Genomic DNA, 14,252 nt, shown 5'->3' on the forward strand with positions numbered 1-14,252 from the left:
CCGTCGGGCGGACGCGAGCGCAGCGAGGAGAGGTCATGACCACCCATCCGGACGAGGTACGGGATAACCCGGAGGCCTTCCCGGCCGCCCCGGCGCAGCCGGTGGAGCCGCGTCCGACCGACGTCGTGCCGCCGGCCGGGCGTCCCGGGCCGGCGACCGCCGACTGGGCCGACGGCCTGGACACCGTGCCGCGCGCCGGGGACACCCCCGGTGAGCTCCAGCCGTACGCCGAGCTGGGGCTCCGCGACGACGAGTACGAGCGGATCCGGCACATCCTCGACCGGCGGCCCACCCAGGCCGAGCTGGCGATGTACTCGATCATGTGGAGCGAGCACTGCTCCTACAAGTCGAGCAAGGTGCACCTGCGGCAGTTCGGCGAGAAGGCCCCGCCGAGCGACCGGCTGCTCGCCGGCATCGGTGAGAACGCTGGCGTCGTGCAGGTCTCCGACGAGCTGGCGGTGACCTTCAAGGTCGAGTCGCACAACCACCCGAGCTTCGTCGAGCCCTACCAGGGCGCGGCCACCGGCGTCGGCGGCATCGTGCGGGACATCCTCGCCATGGGCGCCCGCCCGGTCGCGGTGATGGACCCGCTGCGCTTCGGCGCCGCCGACCACCCCGACACCGCCCGGGTGCTGCCCGGCGTGGTCGCCGGAGTCGGCGGCTACGGCAACTGCCTGGGCCTGCCGAACATCGGCGGCGAGGTCGTCTTCGACCCCTGCTACCAGGGCAACCCGCTGGTCAACGCGCTCTGCCTCGGGGTGCTGCCGGTCGACCGGCTCCAGAACAAGGCCGCCGCCGGCCCGGGCAACGTCGTCGTGCTGATGGGCGCCAGGACGGGCCGGGACGGCATCGGCGGCGTGTCGGTGCTGGCCAGCGCCACCTTCGACGAGGGCAGCGAGAAGCGCCGCCCGTCGGTGCAGGTCGGCGACCCGTTCATGGAGAAGCTGCTCATCGAGGCCTGCCTGGAGCTCTACGACGCCCGGCTGGTCGTCGGCATCCAGGACCTCGGCGGCGCCGGCCTCACCTGCGCGCTGACCGAGACCGCCGCGGCGGCCGGCACCGGCATGCGGGTCTGGCTGGAGCGCGTGCCGCTGCGCGAGCCCTCGATGGAGCCGCACGAGATCCTGGCCAGCGAGTCCCAGGAGCGGATGCTGCTGGTCGTCGAGCCGGAGAAGCTCGAAGCGGTGCTCAAGACCGCCGAGAAGTGGGGCGTCTGGGCCACCGCCATCGGCGAGGTCACCCCGCCGGCGCCGGACGGCCAGCCGGGCCGGCTGCTGATCACCTGGCACGACCAGTTGGTGGTCGACGTGCCGCCGGGCTCGCTGGTCGACGACGGTCCGGTCTACGCCCGCCCGATGCGCGAGCCGGCCGACCTGATCCTGCTCCAGGCCGACCGCGCGGAGACGCTGCCCCGGCCGGCCGACCCGGAGGCGCTGCGCGAGACCGTGCTGCGCATGATCGCGTCGCCCAACCTGGCCGACAAGACCTGGGTCACCGAGCAGTACGACCGCTACGTGCTGGGCAACACCGTGCTCGCCCAGCCGGAGGACTCCGGCGTGATCCGGATCGACGAGCGGACCGGGCTGGGCGTGGCGCTGTCGGTGGACGGCAACGGCCGGTACGCGCGGCTCGACCCGTACCACGGCACGAAGCTCGCGCTGGCGGAGGCGTACCGGAACGTGGCCGTCACCGGCGCGAAGCCGATCGCCGTCACCAACTGCCTCAACTTCGGCTCGCCGGAGGACCCGGGCGTGATGTGGCAGTTCGCCGAGGCCGTCCGCGGCCTGGCGGACGGCTGCGCCGAGCTGGGCATCCCGGTCACCGGCGGCAACGTCAGCTTCTACAACCAGACCGGCGCGGCGCCGATCCACCCGACCCCGGTGGTCGGTGTGCTCGGCGTGCTCGACAACGTGGCCGACCGGGTGCCGATGGGCTTCGTGCCCCGGCCGAGCGGCGACCACGACCAGATCTTCCTGCTCGGCGAGACGCACGTGGAGCTCTCCGGCTCGGAGTGGGCCTGGGTCACCCACGAGCACCTCGGCGGCGTACCCCCGCAGGTCGACCTGGCCCGCGAGCGGCTCCTGGCCGACCTGCTGGCGGAGGCCGCGCGGGTCGGGCACCTGAGCGCCGCGCACGACCTCTCCGACGGCGGCCTCGCGCAGAGCCTGGTGGAGTCCTGCCTGCGGCGCGGCGTCGGCGCCCGGATCGCCGTGCCGGAGCGGTTCGACGGCGGCTCGATGCCGTTCGTCTACCTGTTCAGCGAGTCCGCCGGCCGGGCCCTGGTGTCGGTGCCGCGCGGCCACGAGAAGGCGTTCACCGCCCTCTGCGCTGAGCGTGGCGTGCCGTTCGAGCTGATCGGCGTCACCGATCCGACCGGCGGCGCGCTGGAGGTGCACGGCCAGTTCCGCATCGGCCTGGACGAGCTGCGCGCCGCGCACGGCGAGACGCTGCCGCGCCTCTTCGGGGGCGCGGGGGTCGTCGAGGTGCCCGCGCCGGCCACCGGTGTGGCGGGTGCCGTCGAGGCCGTGCCGCTGCCCGTCGCCGAATCGGCCGGCGTGGAGCCGGTGGACCCGTCGGCCGTCGTGAGCGAGCCGATCGCGTCGGCCGGGCCGGTCCCGTCGACCGGTGCCGTCGAGCCGGTGGCCCCGGCCGAGGCGGCAGCCCCGGCGGAGGCCGTCGCGCCCGGCCCGGAGCAGCCGGCGGCCGAGGCCGCCGACCGGCCGGCCGAGGCCGGCGGGGCGTCGGCTCCCGAGCCCGGCGACACCGAGCCCGGTCAGCGCTGAGGCGGTGGCCGCGGCCGTCCACGTCCAACCCGGTTCCGGCGCCCGCTTCGACTGGGGGTTGACGGGGGCGGCCGAGCTGGGCCGGGTGTGCGCGGTGCTGGTGGTGGTGGACGTGCTGTCGTTCACCACCGCCGTGGACGTCGCGGTCGGGCGCGGCATGCGGGTGCACCCGTTCCCGTGGGGCGAGCAGGCCGCCGACTACGCGCGGCGGGTCGGCGCGGTCGCGGCGGTGGGCCGCCGGCAGACGACCCGGGAGCATCCCTGGTCGCTCTCGTCGGCGGCGTTGACCACCGCGCCGGTCGTCGCCGACCTCGTGCTGCCGTCGCCGAACGGGTCGGCGATCAGCGCGGCGGCCAGCGCCACCGGACTGCCGGTGGTCGCGGCCTGCCTGCGCAACGCGCAAGCCGTCGGCCGTTGGCTCGACCAGCAGGGGTACGGTTCGACGGACGCGCCCATCGGCGTGATCGCCTCGGGCGAGCGCTGGCCGGACGGCTCCCTGCGCCCCTGCGTGGAGGACCAGCTCGGGGCGGCCTGCGTGCTGGACGCCCTGTCGGGTGTGCCCGGCGGCCTCTCCGTGGAGGCGGCCATGGCCCTCGCCGCGCTCGCCAGCACCCCCGACGTGCCCGCCGCGGTCCGCGGCAGCGTGTCCGGCCGTGAGCTCATCGAGGGCGGCTTCGCCGGGGACGTGGAGGTCGCCGTCCGGGTCGGCGTCTCGGACGTGGTCCCGGTGCTGCGGCAGGGCGTCTTCGCCGCCATCTGACCTCCCCGCGACCGCGCCTCCGACCGGGTCGGGGCGGGCCGGAACGGCGGCGAGGGCCGCCCGGAGATCCGGACGGCCCTCGCCGTGGTGCTGTCGTCGGGGGCCGGCCCCGAGCGGGTCAGTCGTCCAGCCAGTCCAGCCGGCGGCCACCCCGGTCCTGCTGCGGTGGGCCGTCCGGGCGACCGCGACCGGTCTGCGGGTCGTCGTAGCCGCCCGGCTGGCCGTAGCCACCCTGGCCGTAGCCCTCGCGGTCCTCGTAGCCGCCGCGCTGCTGCGGGGGCTCCTGACCGTAGCCACCCTGGCCGTAGCCGCCCTGGTTGTCGTACGAGGTGGGCTGGTCGTAGCCGCCCGGCTGGCCGTAGCCGCCGCGTGGCGCCGTGGGCTCCTGGCCGCCGTAGCCGCCGCTGGGCTGGCCGCCGCTGGGCTGACCGTAGCCGCCCCGCTCGTAGCCGCCGCCCGGCTGGTCGTAACCGCCGGTCGGCTCGCCGCCCCGGCCGTACGCGGCCGGGTCGGGCTGGCCGTAGCCCTGACCCTGCTCCGGCTGGTAGACGCCGGTGGCGTACGGGTCGGCCGGGGCCGGGTACTGCGTGGCGTCGCCGGTGTAGCGGCCGGTCGGCTCGTCGTACCGCTCGCCGTGGCCCCGGCCGCCGCCCGCTGGCGGGTAGCCCGCGGCACCCGCCGTGCCGGCCGCACCCGCCGGAGCGCCGTAGTCGTTGCTGCCGTAGCCGCCGCCCGAGGCGGGAGCGTTGCCGTAGCCGCTTCCGGACGAGGGCGCGTTGCCGTAGCCGCCGCTGCCGTAGCCGCCGCCGGAGGCGGGCGCGTTGCCGTAGCCGGCACCGCCGTAGCCACCCGCGCCGGCCGGCTCGTCGCCGTAGCCGCTGCCGCCCCAGCCCTGCTGGTTGCCCGCCGCGCCGTAGGGCTGCGGGGGAGCGGCGTACGGGTCCGGCGGCACGTCGTCGACCACGGGGCGGTGCATCATCGTCGGGGCGTCGCTGAGCGCGGCGCCGCCCACCATCGTCGGATCCGGCGTGGTGCCGACCCGGTTGACCACCCGGGTCTGGTCGTCCGCGCCGCGGAACGCCCCGCGGGCCGCCGGGACCGCGCCGGCCGCGGCGCCCGCCGGGGCGTCGTCGTCGGCCTCGTCGCCGTTGTCCTTGCGCCGCATCAGGAGCAGCACGATGGTGCCGACACCGGCGGCGACGAGCAGGCCGCCGAGCAGGATGATCAGCCAGGAGCCCATGCCGCCGGAGTCCTCGTTGCCGGCGTTGGCCGCCGCGCCCGGGGTCGCCTCGGTGCTCTCCGCGGGCGTCTCCTCGACGGGCTCGTCGGAGGGCAGGGGCTCCTCGCTGGCCGACGGGGTGGGGCTCGGGGTCGTCTCGACCTTGATCGCCAGCGCGATGCGCTGGCCGGTGACGCTCTGCCCGGCGGACGCGTCGAAGCTCTTGGTGGCGTAGACCTCACCGACGCTGGCACCGATGGCGAGCCGGCCGGGCGCGATCGGCTTCGCGGTGCTGCCGGTGAACCGGAAGTTGCCGTCGTCGTCGCTGATCGTGTCGATCTTCTTGCCGGCGCCGTCCTGGAGCATGACCACGGCATTCGGCACGGCCTTGCCGTTCGCCTGGGCGACCACCTTGCCGGAGACCGACTTGACGGTCTGCGCCTGGGTCGGCTGGGACGGCTGGGCCCGGCCCTTGACGCCGAGCTGGAAGGTGGCGGTGCCGGCGCCGGACTTGTCGCCCTCGGCCGCCACCGTCACGGTGACGTTGGCGTCGCCGGCGTTGTCGCTGGCCCTGATCCGCAGCAGCTGGGACCTCGGCCGGTCGTTGTTGACGTCGATCTCTCCGCAGCCGCCCGCGCAGCTCACGCCGCCCGGCAGGCCGGCGAGGCTGATCTTGACCTTCTCGTCGCCTTCGCGGGGGGTCACCTGCACGGTGACGGCGGCGTCGCTGCCGGCGTTGACGGTGACCGAGCCGGGGGACACGGTGACGTCCGCGGCCAGGGCTGGTGTGACGGGGGCGGCGAGCAGAGCGCCGACAACCAGCGCCACGACCACACCGGCCCGCTGCTTCCAGGCACGTCGGTGTGTTGACACGTCCACCGCCCTTCCGGACTGACTTCCCTCGGCGGCGGGGCGCCGGGCCGGGGATCATCACGGTTCGAATACGCCGTCGGCAACTATGCCTTGTCTGACCGGATCGGCGCGACCCAGGGCCAGCGTCAGGCGCGGCGCGTTGAAGCCGTATCGTCCCGTCGTGTCCTCTCCGCACACTAAGTCCGCCGCGGTCGCGGCGGCGTTGTCGGCGCTCGACGAGGGGCGTACGCCCGAACGACCGGTCCTCCGGGAGGCGGTCCGTGCCCTGTTGACCGTCCTCGCGGAGCGCGCCCCCGGCCGTTCGGTGGAGGTGCGTGTCCCACCTTACGGCGCAGTTCAGTGCGTTCCCGGCCCCCGACACACCCGTGGCACCCCTGCCAACGTCGTCGAGATGGAGCCCGAGACCTGGCTGGCGGTGGCCACCGGACGGCTCGGCTGGGCTGACGCGATCACCCAGGGTCGCGTACGGGTGAGCGGAATCCGAGCGGATCTCTCCGGGCACCTGCCGCTCTAGCTGCGGCGATACGCATCGACCGGTCACAGCTCGGAGCCGGATCGTGACTTTCTGTATCGACACGGATTCGCGTACACTGTCAGGCGACGACAGTGGTCCCGGTCGAGGAGTGCGGATCCGCCCCCGCGTGATTCCGCAAGGCCGGTCCAGATCAGCATGAGGGAGCGCAGGTGCCCCGAGGCGACGGCCGGCTGAGCCACGACCTTGATCCCCAACGACCAGGCCCTCAGGACGCGTGCGGCGTCTTCGGCGTCTGGGCGCCCGGGGAGGAGGTCGCCAACCTGACCTACTTCGGGCTCTACGCCCTCCAGCACCGTGGTCAGGAGGCCGCGGGCATCGCGGTCAGCGACGGCTCGGGCGTCGTGGTCTACAAGGACCTCGGCCTGGTCGCCCAGGTCTTCGACGAGCCGACCCTGGCCAGCCTGCGCGGGCACGTGGCGATCGGGCACGCCCGCTACTCCACCACCGGCGGCTCGACGTGGGAGAACGCCCAGCCGACCATCCGGTCCACCACCTCCGGCACCACCATCGCGCTGGCCCACAACGGCAACCTGGTCAACACCGCGGAGCTCCAGCGCGAGGTCGCCGAGCGGGGCCTGGTCGCCGACGGCTCGACCAACGACACCTCCCTGGTGACGATGCTGCTGGCCAGCCGCCCGGACCTGTCGGTCGAGGCGGCGGCGCTGGAGGTGCTGCCGCGGCTGCGGGGCGCGTTCAGCTTCGTGTTCATGGACGAGTCGACCCTCTACGCGGCCCGCGACCCGCACGGCGTACGTCCGCTGGTGCTGGGCCGCCTGGAGCGCGGCTGGGTGGTGGCCAGCGAGACCGCCGCGCTGGACATCGTCGGCGCGAGCGTGGTCCGCGAGGTCGAGCCCGGCGAGCTGATCGCGATCGACGAGGACGGCCTGCGCTCCAGCCGGTTCGCCGCCCCGGAGCCCAAGGGCTGCCTCTTCGAGTACGTCTACATCGCCCGCCCGGACGCCACCATCGCCGGCCGCAACGTGCACTCCGCCCGGGTGCAGATCGGCCGCCAGCTGGCCAAGGAGCACCCGGTCGAGGCCGACCTGGTCATCCCGGTGCCGGAGTCCGGCACCCCGGCCGCGATCGGCTACGCCGAGGAGTCGGGCATCACCTACGGCGCCGGCCTGATGAAGAACCCGTACGTCGGGCGCACCTTCATCCAGCCGTCGCAGACGCTGCGCCAGCTCGGCATCCGGCTCAAGCTCAACCCGCTGCGGGAGAACGTCCGGGGCAAGCGGCTGGTCGTGGTCGACGACTCGATCGTGCGCGGCAACACCCAGCGGGCGATCGTGCGGATGCTGCGCGAGGCCGGCGCGCTGGAGGTGCACGTGCGCATCTCCTCGCCGCCGGTCAACTGGCCGTGCTTCTACGGCATCGACTTCGCCACCCGCGCCGAGCTGCTGGCCAACGGGCTGGACAACGACGGCATCCGGCGCTCCATCGGGGCGGACACGCTCGGCTACGTGTCGCTCCCGGGCCTGATCGCCGCCACCGAGCAGCCGAAGACCCGGCTGTGCCGGGCGTGCTTCGACGGGGAATACCCGATCGAGCTGCCCGCCGGCAACCTGATCGGCAAGCACGTGCTCGAAGGGGTGGGCCGGCGGGTCGCCGCCCAGGCGGCCGACACCCCGGAGTACACCGCCCCGCTCGTCGCCACTCCGGGCGGCGTGACCACACACCGCCCGTAGCACCACCCGGCGTGGCCCGGCCACCGCCGGCGCGGCGCCAGAACCAAGGGGGAGAACCGTGACGCACGTGTCCGAGCGCAGCGGCGCAGGAAGCAGCCCGTCCGGCGCCGGCGGCGACCGCCAGCCCTGGACGGCCGGCACCGGCCGCCAGGCGCGCAAACGCTCGGTCTCGTACGCGGACGCCGGGGTCTCGATCGAGGCGGGCGACCGCGCGGTCGAGCTGCTCAAGTCGAAGGTGAAGCAGACCCGACGCCCCGAGGTGATGGGCGATCTGGGCGGCTTCGCCGGCCTGTTCCGGCTGGACACGAAGAAGTACAAGAACCCGATCCTGGCCTCGTCCACGGACGGCGTGGGCACCAAGCTGGTCATCGCGCAGCAGATGGACATCCACGACACGGTCGGCATCGACCTGGTCGCGATGGTCGTCGACGACCTGGTGGCCTGCGGCGCCGAGCCGCTCTTCCTGCTCGACTACATCGCCACCGGCGAGGTCGTGCCGGACAAGGTCGCCGAGATCGGCGCCGGCATCGCCGACGGCTGCCGGTACGCCGGCTGCGCCCTGCTGGGCGGCGAGACCGCCGAGCACCCGGGCGTGCTCCGCCCGGACGAGTACGACATCTCCGCCACCGGCGTCGGTGTGGTCGAGGAGAGCGACATCCTCAGCCCGGACCGGGTCGAGGTGGGCGACGTGGTCATCGCGATGCGCTCCTCCGGCCTGCACTCCAACGGCTACTCCCTGGTGCGCCACGTGCTGCTGGGCGCCGGCCGGATGCGGCTCGACGTGGTGATCGACGACTTCGGCCGGCAGCGCACCCTCGGCGAGGAGCTGCTCACCCCGACGAAGATCTACGCGCAGGACTGCCTGAAGCTCATCGCCGAGGCCGAGGTGCGCTCCATCGCCCACGTCACCGGCGGCGGCATCCCCGGCAACCTGGTCCGGGTGCTCCCCGAGCACGTCGACGCGGTCGTCAACCGGTCCACCTGGAAGCCGCAGCCGATCTTCGACCTGATCCAGTCCAAGGGGCGGATCGAGGACCCGGAGATGGAGGCGACCTTCAACATGGGCGTCGGCATGTTCGCGATCGTCTCCGCCGAGGACGCGGACCGCGCGCTGGCCACCCTGACGGGCCGGGGCGTCGACGCGTGGCAGGCCGGCGAGATCATCGAGGGCTCCGGCAACGTGCAGATGGTCGGCCAGCACACCCGGGGCTGATCGACTCCCGGTGACCGTACGGGCACCTGATCAGGGCTTCACCCGAGTGGCCGTCGCCGCCTAGCCTGAAGGGCACCCTCAGAGCTGTCGGGGCCGCCCGCCCGGTTTCCCCGACAGCCCTTCAGGCGCGGAGGAGGGCAATGGCTGCTCGGGGACTGTCGTTCAGCGGGATGCGCGGCCTGGCCGCCGTCCCCTCGTACGTGGTCATGCAGCCCACCACCCTCTGCAACCTGGACTGCGCCTACTGCTACCTGCCGTTCCGCGCGGCCGACCGGCGGATGCCGGTGCCGGTGGCCGAGGCGGTGGCCGCGTCGGTCAACCCGTGGGCGGCGGCGGGCCGGTTCTCGGTGGTGTGGCACGGCGGCGAGCCGCTGGCCGCCGGCCGGGAGCACCTCGCCGCGCTGATCGCGCCCTTCGGGCCCGGGGTCGAGCACCACGTGCAGACCAACGCCACGCTGATCGACGACGCCTGGTGCGCGTTCTTCGTCGAGCACGGGGTGCGGGTGAGCGTGAGCGTGGACGGCCCGCGGGAACGCAACGGCGACCGGGTCACCCGGGGCGGCAGTCCCGCGTACGACCGGATCCTTCGCGGGGTGGCGGCACTGCGCCGGCACGGCCTGCCGTTCTCGGCGCTGGCGGTGGTGGGTCGCCCCGGGCCGGGCCTGGCCACCGAGCTGTACGACTACTTCCTCGACCTGGGCTGTGACGTGCTGGGCGTCAACATCGAGGAGACCGAGGGGGTCAACCTCCGCGACAACTCCCACGACGCGCGGCAGGTGACCGCCTTCTGGGCGGAGCTGGTGGCCGCGTGGCGCCGGGAGCCCCGGATCCACCTGCGCGAGGTCGAGTGGTCGCTGCGGTACGCCGCGGCGGTGCTGGACGGCAGCGCCGACGACCTGCTTCCCCGGCGGTTGGACCCGATTCCGACCGTCGGCCACGACGGCTCGGTGACCGTGCTCTCGCCGGAGCTGGCCGGTTTCACCGATGTCCGGTACGGCGACTTCAGCAGCGGAAACGTGCTGGTCACCCCGCTGGTCGAGATCCTCGCCCACGCGGACCGGACGCCCTGGGTCGGCGAGTTCCTCGCCGGCGTCGAGGCGTGCCGTGCGTCCTGCCCCTACTTCGGGTTCTGCGGCGGGGGCCACGCGGCCAACCGCTACTTCGAGCAGGGGCGTTTCGACGGTACGCAGACCGCGCACTGTCGCAACAGCAAGATCCACTTACTGGAGGGAGTGTTGGAGCATGCCCGAGACCACCAGTCACCGGCATCCTGACCGGAGGACGGACACCCCGGACGAGGTCGCCGACCGGGTGCGGGAAGCCGCGCCGGGACTCACCGCACTCCTCCACGAGGCCGAGGCCGCGCGGCGACTACGGGCCGAGGTGGCGGGCGGCGACGGCGCGAGCGCCGTGTGCGCCTGGAACCACTTCGAGAACATCCCGACGTTCTACAACTGGAACAACCGTCCCCGCTGAGACAGACCGTGATCAGGGACCTGCCGATCGTCCGGAGCGTTGTCCGGGCGGGGCAGGTCCCTGATCGTCGGTCTTGGCGCCGCTTCGATGGGCACATGCGTGAGCACGCGGGCGATCACCGCGTGCTCAGCTGCTACCGGAGGTCAGCGGGGCGGACGTACCCAGGGATCCGGGTCTTCGTCCGCATGATCCTCATCATCGTCGTCGACATACTCTTTGTAGTCGTCGTCGAAGTTGTGCTCAGACTTACCAGCACCCGCCAGTTCGCGCTGCAAGGCGGTGAGGTCGGTGTTCGGGGAGTGGTACTTCAACTCCCGGGCCACCTTCGTCTGCTTGGCCTTAGCACGGCCGCGCCCCATGGCTCGACCCCCTCGCACAGAATGCGGGGCAGCCCGAAGGCGGGCCCCGATGACGTCAGGCATCTCTCGTAGCTCTTACGGTACATGGGGATGCCACCGTTCGGCACCTCGGGTTACCGTCGACCGACACCGCGCGTCGCGGTCATCCGGCCGTCACCGATTGTACCCGGTAAGGAGCGGCGCGGAGAGCGCCCGTGACACCGGGCAGAGCCATGCGAAACCACCCTAACGGGACGGGCCGCCCGCCGGGGCCGGGGGCGGAACAGCCGCTCCGCCCCCGAGGGCGCTCAGCGCAGGTGGATCGTGCGCAGCCGGCCGACGTCGGCCATCCGCCGCTCCGCCAGCCGGTCCGCCGCCACCGCCGGCGGCACGCCCTCGGCGTCGGCCAGTCGCAGGATCTCCCGGGTGGTGTCGTAGATCCGGGTCGCGCGCAGCTTGGCCCGGTCGAAGTTGAAGCCCTCGATCTCGTCCGCCACCTGGATCACGCCGCCGGCGTTCACGACGTAGTCCGGGGCGTAGAGGATGCCGCGGTCGGCGAGGAGCTTCTCGATGCCGGAGTGGGCGAGCTGGTTGTTGGCCGCGCCAGCGACCACCTTGGCGCGCAGCGCCGGCACCGTGTCGTCGTTGAGCGCGCCGCCCAGCGCGCACGGGGCGTACACGTCGATGTCGGCGGCGACCAGCGCGGCGGCGTCGTCGACCAGCGCGACCTGCGGGTGGGTGGCGCGCGCCCACTCCAGGGCCTTCGGGTTGACGTCGGTCGCCACCACCTCGGCGCCGTCGTCGATCAGGTGGCCGACGAGGTACTTGCCGACCTTGCCCAGGCCCGCCACGCCGACCCGCCGGCCGGCGAGGGTCGGGGCGCCCCAGACGTGCTCGGCCGCGGCCCGCATGCCCTGGAACACGCCCCAGGCGGTGAGGATCGAGGAGTCGCCGGCGCCGCCGTGCTCGACGCTGCGGCCCGTGACGTACGAGGTCTCGCGGGCGATCACGTCCATGTCGGCGACGTAGGTGCCGACGTCGCAGGCGGTGTAGTAGCGCCCGGCGAGGGACTCCACGAAGCGGCCGTACGCGCGCAGCAGCGCCTCGCTCTTGATCCGCTCGGGGTCACCCCAGATGACCGCCTTGCCACCGCCCAGGTCCAGCCCGGCGAGGGCGTTCTTGTAGGCCATGCCCCGGGAGAGGTCGAGCACGTCGGCGAGGGCGTCGGACTCGCTGGCGTACGGGTAGAACCGGGTCCCACCGAGCGCGGGGCCGAGCGCGGTGGAGTAGATGCCGATGATCGCCTTGAGGCCGGTCTGCTTGTCCTGGCAGAACACGACCTGTTCGTGACCGCTGGACCCCGGGTCTTCGGTGGTGGCGAATACGCCCATGACTCGCTCCTGGTGTGGGGTGCGCCCTTGTGGGACGCGGACCGGTGGACCGCCGGCGGGATGCTGCCGGTGCCGCTGAGCCTAGTATCGGCCGACGCCGTCCGGCCGCCCACGGCACGCGTGATCGCGCTGCCGACGCCGGCCGAGTTCCAATTCGTGGGAGGATCGCGCCGTGCCGTCGCTCTTCGCTTCATACCTGCGCGTGTACGAGCCGCTGACCGCCTTCGACCGGGACCGCCAGGCGTACTGGCGGCGCTACGTGGAGCAGGGGCGGGCGGTGGCACCGGTGGAGGGGCCGGGCCGGCAACGGACGTCGGTGCTGGAGGCGCTCGGCGCCGGCTGGACCCGGCTGCCCGACCTGCCGGACGAGGCGTACGTCCTGGAGACCGACGAGGCCCTGCTGGTCTGCCCGTGGAACCTGCGCATCCGGGTGGCCGAGGCGGCGTTGAACGCGCGCGACGGGGTGCCGCCGGTGCTGGCCGACGCGTTCGTGCCGCCGGTGCTCGCCGGTCAGGCGAAGGCCGTGGTGGAGGACTGGCGCAGCGGGGCGCGGGTGCTGGAGCACGGCGTGCCGCGCGTGCACGAGCAGATCGCCACGTGGGGCGTACCGCTGCGCTGGTTCGTGCTCTTCGGCCCGGAGGAACGGCACCACGTGACCGACCCCGGGCGGCGGGCGCTGCGCTACCGGACGGAGATCTCCAAGGCGCGGCGGCGTTCGTCGCGGGCCTTGTCGGTGCTGCGCAAGTCGATCGGCGACGCGCCGATCACGGAGGCGGTCGAGGAGGCCGCCCGCTGGCTGGAGGAGTTCCACCCCCGTTCGATGGTGGAGCTGGACTACGGCGGCCTGGTCGAGCTGCTGTCGGACGAGACGCTGGCCGCCGACGACTCGCCCCAGCTGGTGGCGAGCGGGCTGGCCGGGCTGTCCCGGGGCGAGGCGGAGGAGGCCTCGGCGGCGTACGACAAGCTGGTCGCGCGCTGGCGGGCGATCCAGCTGCTGGAACGGTGCAACTAGTGCGAAATCGCCCATAAACTGCCCCCAAGCCGAGGTGAGTTCGTAGTCGATGCATCACGAACCGTGATCATGAGTCCGAATAAGGTACTTTCTGCCGTGTAAAAGTCGCATAAATCGGGCATGGTTCATCCGTCCGTCTAGGGACGTTCGGCCGTTCGGCCCATGTCGGACATCGGGGACTAGCCGGACCATGGGAGACGCGTCGACCGGCGGGACCCCGGCCGATGTCTATACATGTGGAGGAGTGACCGATGGCATCGCGAACGCACGAACCAGAGCCGCTACTCACACCGGCCGAGGTGGCGTCGATGTTCCGTGTCGACCCGAAGACGGTGACCCGGTGGGCAAAGGCGGGCAAGCTCAGCGCCATCCGCACGCTGGGTGGACACCGTCGGTACCGGGAGTCGGAGGTCAGGGCCCTGTTGCAGGGACAGATCCCCCAGCAGCGCCAGGGGGACTGACCGACCGGGATACAAACAGGTGTGAACGGAGGGCGGCGGACATGGTCCGCCGCCCTCCGTCGTGTCCGGACCCCGCCCGCGTACTGACGGCGGGCGCGGGATCAGGCGCCGGCCGGCGGCCGGTCCGCGAGGACGACCCGGATGCCGACCGTGCCGCTCTCGCCGCGACGCAGGCGGCTGCCGAGCAGGCTGAGCCGGCCGATCATCCGGTACTTCTGCTTGATCAGCTCACGGACCCGTCGGGTGCCGGCCGCGTCGCAGAGGGTCGCGTGGGCCGCTACCGCCTCGCCGTGCGGGCGGCCCCGGACGTCGCACGGCGCCACCGTGACGTCGCCGCTGCGCCGGATCCGCTTCACCTTGCCGGCGTCCGCCGCAGACCACACCCAGAGCGCGTCGCCGTCGCGCACCGCCCAGACCGGGGTCGGCACCGCCCGACCGTCCTTGCGGAACGTCGTGAGCAGGATGTACTTCTCCGCGCCGAGGCGGTCCAGGGTGGTCACCCC

The 14,252-nt window shown here is 73.3% G+C and carries 13 protein-coding genes; 9 read left to right on the plus strand and 4 right to left on the minus strand.

The window, feature by feature from the left end; all coding sequences use genetic code 11:
• Positions 1-35: 35 nt before the first annotated feature.
• Positions 36-2,783, plus strand: a complete 2,748-nt coding sequence (purL, locus tag ACPXCB_RS17485; protein ID WP_425876632.1) for a phosphoribosylformylglycinamidine synthase subunit PurL — start codon at positions 36-38, stop codon at positions 2,781-2,783.
• Positions 2,784-2,787: 4 nt separating this feature from the next.
• Positions 2,788-3,543, plus strand: coding sequence for a 2-phosphosulfolactate phosphatase (locus ACPXCB_RS17490; protein WP_425876634.1), 756 nt, complete (start codon positions 2,788-2,790; stop codon positions 3,541-3,543).
• Positions 3,544-3,661: 118 nt separating this feature from the next.
• On the opposite strand, the gene ACPXCB_RS17495 is transcribed toward ACPXCB_RS17490, so the two are convergent.
• The gene (locus tag ACPXCB_RS17495; protein ID WP_425876636.1) at positions 3,662-5,635 is read right to left on the minus strand and encodes a hypothetical protein; all 1,974 of its coding nucleotides are present in this window, start codon (positions 5,633-5,635) and stop codon (positions 3,662-3,664) included.
• A 160-nt stretch (positions 5,636-5,795) separates the two neighbouring features.
• Here ACPXCB_RS17495 and ACPXCB_RS17500 point away from each other — a divergent pair, with 160 nt between their 5' ends.
• From ACPXCB_RS17500 to amcA, 5 genes are all read left to right on the plus strand, one after another.
• On the plus strand, positions 5,796-6,149 hold the full coding sequence (locus ACPXCB_RS17500) for a sterol carrier family protein (protein ID WP_425876637.1): 354 nt from the start codon (positions 5,796-5,798) through the stop codon (positions 6,147-6,149).
• A 170-nt stretch (positions 6,150-6,319) separates the two neighbouring features.
• A complete protein-coding gene (purF, locus tag ACPXCB_RS17505) occupies positions 6,320-7,858 on the plus strand; it encodes an amidophosphoribosyltransferase (RefSeq protein WP_425876638.1) in 1,539 nt (512 codons plus the stop codon).
• Between the two features lie 58 nt (positions 7,859-7,916).
• Positions 7,917-9,071, plus strand: coding sequence for a phosphoribosylformylglycinamidine cyclo-ligase (purM, locus tag ACPXCB_RS17510; protein ID WP_132235146.1), 1,155 nt, complete (start codon positions 7,917-7,919; stop codon positions 9,069-9,071).
• A 170-nt stretch (positions 9,072-9,241) separates the two neighbouring features.
• Entirely contained in the window at positions 9,242-10,345 is a 1,104-nt protein-coding gene (gene amcB, locus ACPXCB_RS17515; protein WP_425876763.1) for a cyclophane-forming radical SAM peptide maturase AmcB, read from the plus strand.
• The gene (amcA, locus tag ACPXCB_RS17520; protein WP_151455707.1) at positions 10,314-10,547 is read left to right on the plus strand and encodes a multiple cyclophane-containing RiPP AmcA; all 234 of its coding nucleotides are present in this window, start codon (positions 10,314-10,316) and stop codon (positions 10,545-10,547) included. The genes amcB and amcA overlap by 32 nt, the downstream gene beginning before the upstream one ends.
• Before the next feature lie 143 nt (positions 10,548-10,690).
• On the opposite strand, the gene ACPXCB_RS17525 is transcribed toward amcA, so the two are convergent.
• Positions 10,691-10,906 carry a DUF3073 domain-containing protein gene (locus ACPXCB_RS17525; protein ID WP_089002617.1) on the minus strand — a complete coding sequence of 72 codons (216 nt, stop codon included), beginning with the start codon at positions 10,904-10,906 and terminating at the stop codon, positions 10,691-10,693.
• 287 nt (positions 10,907-11,193) lie between these two features.
• A complete protein-coding gene (locus tag ACPXCB_RS17530; protein WP_357576944.1) occupies positions 11,194-12,276 on the minus strand; it encodes a Glu/Leu/Phe/Val family dehydrogenase in 1,083 nt (360 codons plus the stop codon).
• Between the two features lie 172 nt (positions 12,277-12,448).
• Here ACPXCB_RS17530 and ACPXCB_RS17535 point away from each other — a divergent pair, with 172 nt between their 5' ends.
• Together ACPXCB_RS17535 and ACPXCB_RS17540 are read left to right on the plus strand one after the other, a co-directional pair.
• Positions 12,449-13,288, plus strand: coding sequence for a hypothetical protein (locus tag ACPXCB_RS17535; protein ID WP_425876640.1), 840 nt, complete (start codon positions 12,449-12,451; stop codon positions 13,286-13,288).
• Positions 13,289-13,539: 251 nt separating this feature from the next.
• A complete protein-coding gene (locus tag ACPXCB_RS17540) occupies positions 13,540-13,749 on the plus strand; it encodes a BldC family transcriptional regulator (protein WP_007073996.1) in 210 nt (69 codons plus the stop codon).
• 101 nt (positions 13,750-13,850) lie between these two features.
• Here the strand turns inward: ACPXCB_RS17540 and ACPXCB_RS17545 are convergent, their stop codons facing one another.
• Positions 13,851-14,249, minus strand: coding sequence for a PPOX class F420-dependent oxidoreductase (locus tag ACPXCB_RS17545; protein WP_132235136.1), 399 nt, complete (start codon positions 14,247-14,249; stop codon positions 13,851-13,853).
• Between the last annotated feature and the right edge of the window lie 3 nt (positions 14,250-14,252).

Source organism: Micromonospora sp. DT62, assembly GCF_049847285.1.
Classification (GTDB): Bacteria; Actinomycetota; Actinomycetes; order Mycobacteriales; family Micromonosporaceae; genus Micromonospora; species Micromonospora reichwaldensis.